The sequence below is a fragment of the Roseateles oligotrophus genome (genome assembly GCF_025717515.1).
GTDB lineage: Bacteria > Pseudomonadota > Gammaproteobacteria > Burkholderiales > Burkholderiaceae_C > Paucibacter_A > Paucibacter_A oligotrophus.
Genome location: NZ_JAJIRN010000001.1, coordinates 684,340 through 698,070, shown reverse-complemented (window position 1 = coordinate 698,070; position 13,731 = coordinate 684,340). Strand labels below are relative to the sequence as shown.

Genomic DNA, 13,731 nt, shown 5'->3' with positions numbered 1-13,731 from the left:
ATGTCACGCACCCTCATCACTCACCGCCCTACGGCGCTCTTGGCCCTGTTGCTGGCGGCTTTTGCCACCCCAACTGCGTTTGCGGCGGAAGTTGCCGAGTCTGCCGGGTCTACCCAGACCGTGGCCGACGCCAAGGTGGTCGATTCGGTGATCGAGGATGACAGCACCCGCATCGAAGAACTGCGCGTGCGCGGCCAGACCCAGAAGGTCACGGTCCAGCCCAAAAACAGCAAACTACCCAGCTACGAAATCATCATGGGCGACGGCAGTCGCGACCTTTCACCCGGCGCCGGCACGACACGAGCCGCAGCAGGACGGCGCGTGTGGAGCGTGCTGAATTTCTGACCCAACTGCGGGCCCTAGCAAGCAGCTAGCCCCGGTGCCTTGGCTCTCCTCCCCTTAGCTGTTGATATGGCCGTATTCACCGAAGTCACCCTGAGCGAGGCGCAAGCGCTCGCCACTCGCCTGAGTTTGGGTCCAGTGCAAAGTCTGCGCGGCATCAGCGCCGGCATCGAAAACACCAACTACTTTCTGACCACGGAGATCGGCGAGTATGTCTTGACGGTGTTCGAGCGCCTGAGCTTCGAGCAACTGCCGTTTTATCTGCAATTGATGAAGCATCTGGCCAAGCGCGGGCTGGCCGTGCCGGACCCGCAGGCCGATGCCGACGGGCAGATTCTGTTCGAACTGCAATGCAAGCCGGCGGCGGTCGTCAACAAGCTGCGCGGCGGCCATCAACTCGCGCCCGACCTGTTCCATTGCGAGCAGGTGGGTGCCGAGTTGGCGCGCATGCACCTGGCGGCGCAAGACTTCCCGCTGCACCTGGACAATCTGCGCGGCCTGAGTTGGTGGAGCGAGACCGTCCCGGTGATCTTGCCCTTCTTGAATCCGGCACAGGCCGAACTGATCACGGCAGAACTGGACTTTCAGGTCCATCTGGCCGCTTCGGCCAGCTATGCCGAGTTGCCGCGCGGCCCCATTCACGCCGACTTGTTCAGAGATAACGTCATGTTCGAAGGCCTGCCGGGCCGCGAGCGCCTGAGCGGCTGCTTCGATTTCTATTTCGCCGGCGTCGACAACTGGTTGTTTGACCTCGCCATTTGCCTGAACGACTGGTGCATAGACCACGCCAGCGGCCGCCTCGATGAGGCCCGCGCCGAGGCCTTTGTGCGCGCCTATGAGTCGGTACGACCGATGAGCGGGGTGGAGCATCGCTTGATGCCGGCGATGCTGCGCGCCGCCGCCCTGCGCTTCTGGATCTCACGCCTGTGGGACGTTTACCTGCCGCGCGACGCCGCCCTGCTCAAACCCCATGACCCCGGCCATTTCGAGCGGGTGCTGCGGGAGCGCATTGCGCGCCCCTGGCATGCCTTGATTTCTTTGTGAGCGCCAAGACTTGAACCCAACCTCGCCCATGTTGCTGCATCTGCAAACCGTGCCCGCCCGCAATGGGCTGCTCTGGATCCGCCATGGCCTGAAGGTCTTTCGGCGCAAGCCATTGGCAATGGCCGGCCTGCTGTCGGTCTTTCTCTTCATTGGCCTTGCCATGCTGCTGCTGCCCGGAGTCGGCGTGATGCTGCTGCTGATGGCGATGCCCTTGCTGTCGCTGGGCTTCATGCTCGCCACCCATCTGGTCTTGCAAGATCAAACGCCGACGGCGGCCGTCTTCGTGGCGCCGCTGAAGCTGACGCCGCAGCGGCGCAACAGCCAGTTGCTGCTGGGCGCTTGCTACGCGCTGGCCACCATCGCCATTGGTCTTTTGTCCGAATGGATAGACGGGGGCAGCTTCGAGACCATGCAGCGCTTGATACTGGAGAACGCCGCGCCCGACAAGGTCGCCGAGGCCGCATCCGACCCGCGCCTGTTCTGGGGTGCCGTGACGCGGCTTGGTTTGGCCGGCCTGCTGTCGGTGCCGTTTTGGCACGCACCGGCCTTGATCCACTGGGGCGGCCAAGGCGTACTGCAGGCGCTGTTCTCCAGCACCCTGGGGCTTTGGCGCAATCGTGCCGCCTTCGCCTATAACGGCCTGCTTTGGGCCGCCTTGGTGATTGGCGTGGGCGTTGCCGCCAGCCTGCTGGCCACCTTGCTGGGCCTGGGCCAAATGCTGCCCTTGCTGGTGATGCCGCTGGGCTTGTTGATGACCACGGTCTTCTACGCCTCGCTCTACTTCACCTTCATCGACTGCTTCATGTTTGGCGCGCCCAAAGACATCTTGAGCGACAAAGCTTGAGGCGCTGACGCCCCTGGTTTAGCGCATCACATTCACTGCGGCGACCGGATCTTGCGCGCCAAGCCGGGCGCCACCTGATCGGCCAGCTTGAGATTGCTTTGCAGCAGGTCGACCGCGTCGCCCAGGATATGTGCGGCCTCGTCCAGCAAGACATCGCGGGTGTCTTTGCGAGCCTTCTCGGCCGCCAACTCATCCGCCAGGCTGCGCTCATTAGCCTGTAAACCATCGTCCTGAGCGGCTAGTTTGGCGGCGGCAGCCTCGGCCTTGCCGGTCTTTTTGTCGCCCTTGCCCTTGTCGGCAAGCCGCGCGGCCTCGCGCTCCTTGGTCTTCAAGCTGCGCGCATCACGCTCAGCCCGACGCTCGGTCTCGTTCAGAGACACCAGCTTGACCTTGCGCTGCACCTCGAAGTCTTTGATGTCTTCGAGCAAGAGTTGGTAGTCACGGTCCTTGGCGATGCGGTGTTCATGCCGAATCTGCAGCAGCGGCAGCAACTCCTTCATGTCACCCAAGACCTGATAGTTGGCCGGCTTGATCTGCACCCAAGGCAAGGCATTGTCGAAACTCGATTCGCCAAAACTCTCGCTGTCCGAGAAACTCGCCAGGCCGATGTCGGGGCTAACGCCGCGCAGCTGCGTGGTGCCACCATTGACGCGGAAGAACTGCGCCACGGTCATCTTCAATTCGCCAAATTTGGGTTTGTCGGCATTGGTCAATTTGGGCGTGCGATCCATCTTGTCGAGGTTAACCATGGTCTGCACGGTGCCTTTGCCAAAGCTTGCCTCGCCGACGATGATGCCGCGGCCGTAATCCTGAATCGCAGCGGCAAAAATCTCCGAGGCCGAGGCCGAACCCCGGTTGATCAAGACTCCCAGCGGGCCCTCCCAAGACGCCGTTGCCTGAGCTTCGCTCTCCACCCGCACGTCGCCACTGGAATTGCGCTGCTGCACCACCGGGCCCTTGCCAATGAAGAGGCTGGTCAACTCGACCGCCTCGGCCAGCGACCCGCCGCCGTTGTCGCGCAGATCGATCATCACGCCGTCGACCTTGTCCTTCTTCAACTCGGCCAGCAGGCGGGCCACGTCGCGGGTCACGCTCTTGAATTCTTTGTCGCCCCTGGCGCGCGCCTCAAAGTCTTGATAGAAGGTCGGCAAGGTGATCACACCGATACGCCTGGTGGTCGCGGCCTGCTTGATCTCCAAGATGGACTTCTTGGCCGACTGCTGCTCCATGGAAATCTTGTTGCGCACCAGGGACAGCACTTGCGGCTTGCCGTCAGGGCCGGCGTTGGCAGGCAAGATATTGAGCACCACGACGGTGTCTTTCTTGCCCCGGATCAGATCGACCGCATCGTCCAAGCGCCAGCCGACCACATCGATGGGCGTCGCATCCGCCCCTTGTCCAACGCCGACGATGCGGTCGCCGACCTTGAGCTTGCCTGAGCGCGCCGCCGGCCCCCCGGGCACCAACTCACGGATCGTGATTAGCTCATCACGCTCTTGCAAGACCGCGCCAATGCCGACCAAAGACAGACGCATCGAAATATCAAAGGCCTCGCTCGCCCTGGGGCCGAGGTAGTTGGTATGCGGCTCGACCGACATCGCATAGGCATTCATGAAGAGCTGAAACACATCCTCGCTCTTCAGCTTATTCATCCTTGAGAGCGAATTGTCATAACGCTTGGTCAGCGTGGTCTTGATCACCTTGTCGGAACTGCCGGCCAGCTTCAAACGCAGCCAATCGTTCTTGACCCGCTGGCGCCAAAGATCGCGTATTTCGCGCTCGGTCTTGATCCAGGGCTCCTTCTCGCGCGAGAAGCGATAGCTCTCTTTTTCGCTGAAGTCAAAGCTTCCGTCCAACAACTCACGCGCATACAACATGCGTTCCTGGGCGCGCTTTTGGTAGAGGTTGAACATCGCGAAGGGGGTCGCCAAGTCCTGCGTGCCGATCGCATCGTCCATCTTGCTGCGGGCAGCGGCGAACTGGTCGACATCCGATTGCAGGAAGAACAGTTTTTCGGGATCCAGAGACTTCAGATAACGGTCGAAGATCTTCTCCGACATCGCATCATCCAAGGGCTCCGCCTTGTAGTGATGGCGAGTCAAGATCTGTGCCGACATGATCGCCGCCTGCGCCTGCTGCGGCAGCGGCTTGAGCAGCGCCGGTGCCTCGGGCACGGCGGCAAAGCTTGTTAGCGCAAGGCCGAGCGAGAGCAAAAACACAAAAGACTTCTTCTTCATACGGCATCTCCAAAATTCAATATCGCCCCTTGCTCCCGGCAAGGTCACTACAGGCATTGAATCAGCTTAACCGATTGGCATTAGGCCAAGATTAATAGAGCGGCCTTCTGCGGCCGCCTGGTTTGAGCGAGTCGACCTAAACCCGCCAGCAAACCACAGACTTGCACAAGAACAGTCATCGCCATGACATATGCCGCGCCTACATTGCGAGCCTGCATTAGCCAAGGGTTTGCACCAAGCATGCGCCCCTCGGCCCGTGGCCTTGCATCACATCGATGCCGGGCAAACTTTCCAATTCATCAGCCGCACCTATGTCGACTCCTACCCTACCCACCCGCCGCCAAGCCATTAAATTCCTGGGACTGCCCATGATGTTGCCTCTGAGCGGTGTCGGAGCCGCCAGCCTCTTGAGCGCTTGCGGCGGCGGCGATGACGAGCCGGTCGTGAACATGCTCTCCGCCACCTTCAACTCGATGGCTGCACCCAGCCTGAGCAATGCGGCCGCGATGGCCACCACCAGCGTGGCTTCCACGCTGGAAGTCGCGCTCAGCAACAGCAGCACCCAAACCTTCAAACTGGCCTACGCGCCCTTCTTCCTGACCGGCGATCAAGTGGCCGATGGCAGCGGCAAGACCGTGCTCGCCGGCGCCTACTTCGACATCAACAACAAGCCCATCATCGACAGCACCGTCGCCGGCAAAGAGCGCCAGTTCTTCTCCGACTCGCCGGACGGCACCTCGCTCTTGAGCCTGCCCAACCCGACCGTCCCCGGCATCAAAGGCAAGGCCGTGTTCGCCGTGGTGCAGTTCGAGTACACCACCTGGGCGGCGGACGGCAAGACCGATATGTACGGCAAGCTGCCCTCGCCGATTGCCGTGCTGACGCTGGATCAAGACCAGGCCAACGGCAAGCTGAGCCTGGTGAAGTACCACAACGTCGATACCTCCTCGGCCCATGGCCTGTGGATCACCTGCGGCTCCAGCCTGTCGCCTTGGGGCACCCATCTGTCCAGCGAAGAGTATGAGCCCGACGCCTTCGGCATCGCCTCCAACTCGATGTTCAAGGCCTTCAGCAAAAACCTGTTCGGCGACGAGACCAAGGCCAACCCCTATCACTATGGCCATATGCCCGAAGTGACAGTCAACCCAGACGGCACCGGTTCGATCAAGAAGCATTACTGCATGGGCCGCATTTCCCATGAATTGATCGAAATGATGCCCGACAAGCGCACCGCGCTGATGGGTGATGACGCCACCAATGGCGGCTTCTTCATGTTCGTCGCCGACAAGGAAGCCGATCTCTCGGCCGGCAGCTTGTATGTGGCCAAGGTCGGCGCGGGCTTCTCGATTGACCCGGCAGCCGCCGGCGCGGCTTTAAGCTGGGTCAAGCTTGGCTCGGCCACCAGCGCCGAAATTCAAAAGCTCGCCGATACCTTGAAGCCGGCCGACATCATGGAAGTTGCCACGGCCGACCCCAAGGACGCCAGCTTCGGCAAGATCTATCTGGGCGGCAAGATCCAGTGGATCAAGGTCAAACCCGGCATGGATAAGGCCGCCGCTTTCCTGGAAACCCATCGCTACGCCGCACTCAAGGGCGGCAGCATGGGCTTCACCAAGATGGAAGGCACGACGGTCAACGCCAAGGACAAGATCGCTTATTCGGCCTTGCAGAATATGCAGAGCTCGATGGTCAAGGGCCATGCGGCCAACAACCCCGACTACGGCATCGTGATCGACAAAGCCGTCAATGCCGGCGCTGTTCTGGCCCATACGCTCAGCGCCGGCCAGAAGGACGCTGCCGGCACGGCCATCAATAGCGAATGGGTGCCTTCGCTAACCAAGGCCTTGCTGGTGGGCGAGGACATTGCCGCCGACGCGCTGGGCAATCTGGCCAACCCCGACAAGATCGGCGCGCCGGACAACCTGAAGTTCTCCGAAAAGCTGCGCACCCTGTTCATCGGTGAAGACAGCGGCTACCACGTCAACAACTTTGTCTGGGCCTATAACGTCGACACCAAGAAGTTGTCGCGCCTGATGTCCATGCCTTCGGGTGCCGAAGCCACCGGCCTGGGCGTGGTGGACGATCTGAATGGCTGGACCTATATCACCAGCAACTTCCAGCATCCGGGCGACTGGAACGCCAGCCTGCATGGCAAGGTACAAGCAACGCTGGACCCCCTGGTGCGGGCCAACTACAAAAATCGCTTGAATTCGGATGCCTACAGCGCCGCTGTAGGCTACCTGACGGCCGAAGCGACCAGCATCAAGCTGAACAAGCTCTGATCACCGATAGGCCGCAGCAATGCGGCATTTTTTGACTGACCCTAAGACCTTGGTCGCGCAAGCACCAAGGTCTTAATCTATTGGTGTCAGCTTCGCCACCGACAGCGCCAACCACTTCATGCCGTGGCGGCCGAAGTTGACCTGCGCGCGGGCATCGGCGCCGCTGCCTTCCAGCGTTAGCAAGACGCCCTCACCGAACTTGGTGTGGAAAACGCCCTTGCCGACCTTCAGGCCGCCATGTTCGGCCGCCACCTTGGCAGCGGCAGACTGCTTCATCGTGCGCGGCACCGGCGGCTCGGCATAAGCGGGCTTGCTCTCGATGCGGCCGGCGCCGACCATGGAACTCAAGCCCGAGCCGCGCTCCCAGGCGCTTTGGTATTCCTTGGCAAAGCCCGAGCCAAAAGCCTGGCGCGGCGGCGTCAGCCATTTCAGCGCACCCTCGGGTAACTCGTCAAAGAAGCGGCTCTTGACGTTGTAGCGGGTCTGGCCGTGCAACATCCGCGTCTGGCTGAAGCATAGATACAGGCGCTGGCGCGCCCGCGTGATCGCCACATACATCAGCCGGCGCTCTTCCTCCAGCCCGTCGGGGTCCGAGGCCGAGTTCTCATGCGGGAACAGCCCCTCTTCCAGGCCGGTGATGAAGACCGCATCGAACTCCAGGCCCTTGCTGGAATGCACCGTCATCAGCTGCACGGCGTCTTGGCCGGCCTGCGCCTGGTTGTCGCCGGCCTCCAGCGAGGCGTGCGTCAAGAAGGCCGCCAAGGGCGACATGATCTCGCCGGTTTCGGCATCGGGTGTGAAATTCGCCGGTGCCACCGCCGTTGGAAACCCTTCCGAGATGGCGCCCGGCGACAGCTCATCGACCGGCAAAGCCACCGCGTCCTTGCCGAAGCCCTCTTGCGTGACGAAGGCCTCGGCCGCGTTGATCAATTCGCCCAAGTTCTCCAGTCGGTCGGCACCGTCCTTGTCATTGCGGTAGAACTCGGACAGGCCGGAGATTTCCAGGATCTGCTCGATGATCTCGCGCAGGGTCAGGCCTTGCGTCAGATTGCGGGTCGAGTCGATCAACTGCGTGAAGGCCTGCAGATTGCTGCCCGCCTTGCCAGCCACCGCGCCCACGCTTTGATAAAGGCTGCGGCCCGACAGACGCGCCGCATCCTGCAGCAACTCGATCGCCCGTGCGCCGATGCCACGGGTCGGGAAATTGACCACGCGCAAAAAGCTGGTGTCGTCATTGGCGTTCTCGAGCAGGCGCAAATAGGACAGCGCATGCTTGACCTCGGCGCGCTCGAAGAAGCGCAGGCCGCCGTAAACGCGGTAAGGAATGCCGGCATTGAAGAGCGCCGACTCGATCACCCGTGACTGCGCGTTGCTGCGGTAGAGCACGGCGATTTCCTTGCGGTCCACGCCTTGGCGGTGCAGCGCCTGCGCCTCCTCGATCAGCCATTGCGCCTCGGCAAAGTCGCTCGCCGCCTCGTAAACGCGCACCGGCTCGCCGGGGCCGGCGTCGGTGCGCAAGGTCTTGCCCAGGCGCTTGCTGTTGCGGCTGATCAGCTCATTGGCGGAGTCGAGGATGTTGGAGAAGCTGCGGTAGTTTTGCTCCAGCTTGATGACTTTCTTGACCCGGTACTCGCGCTCGAAATCGGCCATATTGCCGACCCGCGCCCCGCGAAATGCGTAAATGCTCTGGTCATCGTCGCCGACTGCGATCACGCCCTGCCCCTTGCCGGGCGGCGCGAACATCTTCAGCCACGCGTATTGCAGCTTGTTGGTATCCTGGAACTCGTCCACCAGCAAATGCTGGAAGCGCCGCTGGTAATGCTCTCGGATCGCCAAGTTGCTCTTCATCAACTCATAAGAGCGCAGCATCAACTCGGCAAAATCGACCACGCCCTCGCGCTGGCATTGGTCTTCATAGGCCTGGTAGATCGCAATCAGCGTCTTGGTTTGCTCGTCGATCGGCTCGATATCGCCCGGGCGCTTGGCATCCTCTTTGGCACCGGCGATGAACCAGCCGACCTGCTTGGGCACAAAGCGCTCCTCGTCCAGCTTCATCGCGCGTATCACCCGCTTGATGGCCGAGACGGTGTCGGCGCTGTCGAGAATCTGGAAGCCCTGCGGCAGGCCCGCTAACTTCCAATGCGCGCGCAAGAAGCGATTGCACAGACCGTGGAAGGTGCCAATCCACATACCGCGCACATTGACCGGCAGCATCGCGGTCAATCTCGTCAGCATCTCTTTCGAGGCCTTGTTGGTGAAGGTCACCGCCATCACGCCGGCGGGGGTGACCTGGCCCGTTTGCATCAGCCAGGCGATGCGGGTGGTCAGCACCCGGGTCTTGCCCGAGCCGGCGCCGGCCAGGATCAAGCAGGGCTCGGCCGGGGCGGTGACGGCCGCATATTGCTCGGGGTTGAGGTTCTTCAACAGGCCGGTGTTGTCAGCAGCGGGAGCAACAGGAGGGGCGAAGAAATCGTCTTGCGGGGGCAGGTTCATGCGGGCATTTTAGAGAGGGCCGCAGGAACCCGGACTTGCGGCATGATGCGGGTCGCCATGATTGACACCCAAACCCTTTGCCCTTGCGGACACAAGCAGTTGCCATATGGGCAATGTTGCGGCCGCATCCATCAACACTTTGCCGATACGGCGGAGCTGATTGCACCCGACGCCGAGGCGCTGATGCGCTCGCGTTACAGCGCCTATGTGCTGGACCTGCTGGACTATCTGCGGGCGACTTGGCACCCGAGCACAAGGCCCGCGACGCTGGCGCCGAACGAGCCGGGCCTGAAATGGTTGGGGCTGCAAGTAAAAAAGCATGTCCGGCAAGATGCCGAACATGCTTTGGTGGAATTCGTGGCCCGCAGCAAGCTGGGCGGCCGGGCCTACAGCTTGACCGAAATCAGCCGCTTCGAGCGACTGGGTGGCGCCTGGCTGTATCTCGACGGTGAAGTCTCTTGACGATCAGGCAAATTCCTGACGCACCAGCATCGTATTGAGTTCGCGCAAGGACCACAGCAGAGCCGCACTTGCGGCCAAACAAGCCAGACCGAGCATGACAGGTGAGCCTGCCACCCAAGGCAGCACCGGCAGCGCGAACAAAATCAGCGCCAGCAAGCCCAAGCTCAGGCGGCGCGCCCATTCAAGGCGGCGGAACAGCCCTTGTCCTGCAGCGATCGATGCAGCCGAAGCCAACAGCAACAGCGCCTGGCCAGCAGCTGCAAAGCCACTCGTATGACCCAACAAATAGCCCGTCAAACCCAGGCCAAACAAGCCCAGCGACATCAAGAGCCAAGCCACAGTGCTGACCAAGGGCGAGCGATATCCAACGCGGAAGGTGATAGGCATGACGACGACTCCAGATGCTTTGCGATACTTGGTTCAAACACTTCTTTCACACACAGCCTGCATGATGCGTGCGGTGTGTGACAGCATTCTTTCGGCGCAGACCTATACGCGCTATACCCCCTGAATGGGGTATCGGCTTTATCTGTGCGAAATCGCACCTCCATAGAGCAGCCTTGGCTCGCAGCGGCAATATTCACAATCACTCATGTTGCAAATCATCTACATCGACGAACACATCGTCGCCATCAACAAGCCGGCCGGTCTGCTGGTGCACCGTACGGCGCTGGATGCCCATGAGCAGCAATTCGCGCTGCAGATGCTGCGCGACCAATTGGGCCGGCAGGTTTGGCCCGCCCACCGGCTCGACAAAGGCACTTCGGGCCTGCTGCTGTTTGCACTCAATGCCGAGATGGCCTCGCTGCTGGGTCAGACCTTCGAGCAAGGCCGGGCTCGCAAGCGCTACCGGGCGCTGGTGCGCGGCTGGCCGGCCGAGAGCGGCGTGATTGAACACCCGCTGGCGCGCGACCCGGATCTGCCCTCGGCCGGTCAAACCATGTTGAGCGCGCGCACCGATTGGCAATGCCTGGAACAGATCGAATGGCCGTTCAGCGTTGAAGGGCGCTTTGCCAGCAGCCGCTACGCCTTGGTCGAGGCCTGCCCGGTGACGGGTCGGCGCCACCAGATTCGCCGGCACCTCAAACATATTGCCCACCCCATCATCGGCGACACCACCCATGGCAAGGGCACACATAACCGCGCCGTGGCCGCGCATTTGGGCATCAACCGCTTGTGGCTGCATGGGCTGGAGTTGCAAATCAACCATCCCGCCACCGGTGCGGCGCTGCTGCTACGCGCACCGCTGGGCGAGGAATGGCAGTTGCTCCAGAGCAAGTCACCGACAATCACCGAATGAGCCAACCAAGCCGCGTCGCCCAAGCATGAACCGGGGCATTGCCTACGCCGCCCTCGCCTATCTGGCCTGGGGCCTGTTCCCGCTCTATTTCAAACAGATCGCCGAGGTGCCCTCGCTTGAAGTGGTCATGCACCGCACGCTGTGGTGCCTGGTGTTCATGCTGGGCGTTCTGGCTTTCACGAAGCGCTGGGCCTGGCTGCGCGAGTTGGGTCAAAGCCCCAAGGTCCTGGCCGCTTTTCTGCTATCGGCGCTGCTGCTTTCGGTGAACTGGCTGGTCTATGTCTGGGCGGTGCAAACCGACCATGTGCTGGATGCCAGCCTGGGTTACTTCATCAACCCGCTGGTCAATGTGGCCTTGGGTTATGTATTCCTGCACGAACGGCCACGCCGCCTGCAATGGGTGTCGGTTGCCATGGCCGGTGCAGGCGTTTTGTGGCTGACGCTACAGACCGGCCGCCTGCCCTGGGTGGCGCTGGTGCTGGCGATCAGCTTTGGTTTTTACGGCCTGCTACGCAAGGTCGCCAAGCTTGGCGCCCTGGAGGGTTTGACGCTGGAGACAATGATGCTGACGCCGATCGCCTTGGCGGCCTTGGGCTGGTGGACCTGGACGGGCCAGAGCGCCATTTCGGCGGCGCTGAATCAGGGCGAGACCGTCACCATGGGCTGGTTGCTGTTTGCCGGGCCGCTGACTGCCATCCCGCTCTTGCTGTTCGCTGCCGGCGCGCGCCGCATCCCGATGTCAACGCTGGGCCTGCTGCAATACATCTCACCGTCGATGCAATTCATGCTGGGCGTGTGGCTATTCAATGAACCCCTGCAACCGTCCCGCCTGCTTGGCTTCGCACTGATCTGGTCCGCACTGCTGATTTACAGCCTGGAAGGCTGGCTTCACGGCCGCAAACGCGGCTGAGTAGATTATTTTTCAACGCCAAAAAGCCAAACATTCCGCTTCAACCTGCCCGGCGGAAAGTACTTTTTGGCGGCTCCGAGCATGTTCTATTGGAAAAGGCCACGCCCCCTTTGAAGGCACCGAGCAAGTTGCGCTTGCGGCGTTCGAAGAGGCACCAGTCGCATGCTGGCGGTTTCGCCAGTCATCGTTCGAGTAAAGCAGATGAACCGAGGCCCTTTTTTCTGCCGAGCAATATTTTGCTGATCCTGACCTTCGCGGCAGGGCGGCAGGCCATTGTTGTCTAAGGCAATAGCAACTCCGACTTTCTCGATTCGCTGTATTGCTCAGCCACGATCTTCGCAACGTCGGCTTTGTCGACTTCCTTCCCTGCAATGCGCATGGAAAGATGACCTTCATCGCCGAGTCCATCATTGGCTCGGCCCATTTCGGGAGCTTCATCACGCTCATATTTAGCCGCGTGATTTTCCCGGCGAAAAACTAGGGCGATCGGGCGGATCAAACCCAGCGGCAAGACCCGGCCCTCACTTCAGTCAGCCCTCGCCACCGCCCGCCCCGCCTCGACCCAGCCATCCAGGCCACCCACCAAGGCGCGGGCGCGGGTGATGCCTTGCTCGGCCAGCACCGTCACGGCCAAGGCAGCGCTGACTTCGTTGGGGCAGTTGCAATACAGCACCAACTCGCGGTCTCGGGGCAGGCTGGCGGCGTGGCGCTTGAGTTGATCGATGGCGATCAGCATTGCGCCGGCGATGTGGCGCGGGTCCACCGCGTGGCCGCCGGCGGCGCGCACGTCGATGAAAACCGGTGCAGCGCCGCCGTCTTGCAAGGCAGCGGCTTCGGCCACCGTGATGCGCCCGCCCAGGCTGCGGCGCGCGAAGCGACGGCGCTGCCACAGCCGCCGCAGAATCAGGCCAAGCACCATCAAGCCCAGCGCCGCCAAGGCCGCAAAGCCAGCACCGGCCAGCATGTCCAGCACCAGCTGGATCTGATCCGACAGCATCAGGCCCAACAGCAGAAATGTGCCGCTCCACAGCAAGCTGGCGATGAAGTCATAGGCAATGAAGCGCCGCCAGCTGAAGCCCAAAGCGCCGGCCATAGGCGCGGCCACCACCGAGACGCCCGGCAAAAACTTGGCCGCCAGCAGCGCTTGGCCGCCCCAGCGCAGGATCAAACCCTCGCTCTGGCGCACGCAGACATCGGGCGACAGCGAGATGCGGCACAGCAGCTTCATGACCCGGTAGCCATGGCGGCGCCCGGCCACAAACCAGATCACGTCGCCGCCGATATTGGCCAGCACGGCCACCGCCAGCGAGGCCACGCCCGACAGTTGCCCCTCGGCCGCCAAACCGCCCACCACCACCAACATCGGTGCAGCCGGCAGCGGCAAACCCGCTCGCGCCGCCAGCGTCACCAGGAAAACCAGAAACACGCCATGAGCGATCAGCAACTCGATCAGTTCACGCATCGGAGGCCTTCAAGCGCGCCCATGACCCGCTCAATGCTGCCATCACGACTGGATTTGCACGCCCTTCCAGAAAGCGTAGTGGCCCTTGATCTCAGCGGCGGCCTCGGTCGGCTCGGGGTAGAACCAGACCGCGTCCGGGTTCATCTCGCCGTTGACAAAAAGGCTCAGGTAATGCGCCTGACCCTTCCACGCGCAGCCGCTGCGGTGGTTGCTGAACGTCGTGTGCTCACGCTTCAGCGACTCGGGCGGGAAGTAATGGTTGCCTTCGATGACCACGGTCTTGTCGCTCTCGGCCACGACCACGCCATTCCACACTGCTTTCATATTGCATCTCCGTCTGAATACGAGCGGGACT

The 13,731-nt window shown here is 61.9% G+C and carries 13 protein-coding genes; 7 read left to right on the top strand and 6 right to left on the bottom strand.

Annotation, left to right across the window (positions count from 1 at the left end; all coding sequences use genetic code 11):
• The 3 genes from LNV07_RS03200 to LNV07_RS03190 all read left to right on the top strand — a co-directional run bounded on the left by LNV07_RS03200 (position 1) and on the right by LNV07_RS03190 (position 2,230).
• Positions 1–345, top strand: coding sequence for a hypothetical protein (locus tag LNV07_RS03200; protein WP_263569704.1), 345 nt, complete (start codon positions 1–3; stop codon positions 343–345).
• Positions 346–411: 66 nt separating this feature from the next.
• Positions 412–1,386, top strand: a complete 975-nt coding sequence (locus LNV07_RS03195) for a homoserine kinase (protein WP_263569703.1) — start codon at positions 412–414, stop codon at positions 1,384–1,386.
• Positions 1,387–1,414: 28 nt separating this feature from the next.
• Positions 1,415–2,230 carry a BPSS1780 family membrane protein gene (locus LNV07_RS03190; RefSeq protein ID WP_263569702.1) on the top strand — a complete coding sequence of 272 codons (816 nt, stop codon included), beginning with the start codon at positions 1,415–1,417 and terminating at the stop codon, positions 2,228–2,230.
• A 32-nt stretch (positions 2,231–2,262) separates the two neighbouring features.
• Here LNV07_RS03190 and LNV07_RS03185 read toward each other — a convergent pair whose 3' ends face one another.
• Positions 2,263–4,467, bottom strand: a complete 2,205-nt coding sequence (locus tag LNV07_RS03185; RefSeq protein WP_263569701.1) for a carboxy terminal-processing peptidase — start codon at positions 4,465–4,467, stop codon at positions 2,263–2,265.
• Positions 4,468–4,778: 311 nt separating this feature from the next.
• On the opposite strand from LNV07_RS03185, the gene LNV07_RS03180 reads away from it, so the two are divergent.
• Positions 4,779–6,749 (top strand): PhoX family protein, encoded by a 1,971-nt coding sequence (locus tag LNV07_RS03180; RefSeq protein WP_263569700.1) that lies wholly within the window; start codon positions 4,779–4,781, stop codon positions 6,747–6,749.
• 72 nt (positions 6,750–6,821) lie between these two features.
• On the opposite strand, the gene LNV07_RS03175 is transcribed toward LNV07_RS03180, so the two are convergent.
• Positions 6,822–9,242 carry a UvrD-helicase domain-containing protein gene (locus tag LNV07_RS03175; RefSeq protein ID WP_263569699.1) on the bottom strand — a complete coding sequence of 807 codons (2,421 nt, stop codon included), beginning with the start codon at positions 9,240–9,242 and terminating at the stop codon, positions 6,822–6,824.
• Positions 9,243–9,299: 57 nt separating this feature from the next.
• On the opposite strand from LNV07_RS03175, the gene LNV07_RS03170 reads away from it, so the two are divergent.
• Entirely contained in the window at positions 9,300–9,704 is a 405-nt protein-coding gene (locus LNV07_RS03170; RefSeq protein ID WP_263569698.1) for a YchJ family protein, read from the top strand.
• Between the two features lie 3 nt (positions 9,705–9,707).
• On the opposite strand, the gene LNV07_RS03165 is transcribed toward LNV07_RS03170, so the two are convergent.
• Positions 9,708–10,091 carry a hypothetical protein gene (locus LNV07_RS03165; protein ID WP_263569697.1) on the bottom strand — a complete coding sequence of 128 codons (384 nt, stop codon included), beginning with the start codon at positions 10,089–10,091 and terminating at the stop codon, positions 9,708–9,710.
• A 205-nt stretch (positions 10,092–10,296) separates the two neighbouring features.
• Between LNV07_RS03165 and LNV07_RS03160 the strand changes: the two genes are divergently transcribed.
• Together LNV07_RS03160 and rarD are read left to right on the top strand one after the other, a co-directional pair.
• Positions 10,297–11,004 carry a pseudouridine synthase gene (locus LNV07_RS03160; RefSeq protein WP_263569696.1) on the top strand — a complete coding sequence of 236 codons (708 nt, stop codon included), beginning with the start codon at positions 10,297–10,299 and terminating at the stop codon, positions 11,002–11,004.
• A 25-nt stretch (positions 11,005–11,029) separates the two neighbouring features.
• On the top strand, positions 11,030–11,914 hold the full coding sequence (gene rarD, locus LNV07_RS03155) for an EamA family transporter RarD (RefSeq protein ID WP_263569695.1): 885 nt from the start codon (positions 11,030–11,032) through the stop codon (positions 11,912–11,914).
• Between the two features lie 280 nt (positions 11,915–12,194).
• Here rarD and LNV07_RS03150 read toward each other — a convergent pair whose 3' ends face one another.
• Genes LNV07_RS03150 through LNV07_RS03140 form a run of 3 tightly spaced genes read right to left on the bottom strand, consistent with a single transcriptional unit; the run spans position 12,195 to position 13,700 of the window.
• On the bottom strand, positions 12,195–12,425 hold the full coding sequence (locus LNV07_RS03150) for a hypothetical protein (RefSeq protein ID WP_263569694.1): 231 nt from the start codon (positions 12,423–12,425) through the stop codon (positions 12,195–12,197).
• Between the two features lie 15 nt (positions 12,426–12,440).
• Positions 12,441–13,376 carry a DedA family protein/thiosulfate sulfurtransferase GlpE gene (locus LNV07_RS03145; protein ID WP_263569693.1) on the bottom strand — a complete coding sequence of 312 codons (936 nt, stop codon included), beginning with the start codon at positions 13,374–13,376 and terminating at the stop codon, positions 12,441–12,443.
• A gap of 42 nt (positions 13,377–13,418) precedes the next feature.
• Positions 13,419–13,700, bottom strand: coding sequence for a DUF427 domain-containing protein (locus LNV07_RS03140; RefSeq protein WP_263569692.1), 282 nt, complete (start codon positions 13,698–13,700; stop codon positions 13,419–13,421).
• Between the last annotated feature and the right edge of the window lie 31 nt (positions 13,701–13,731).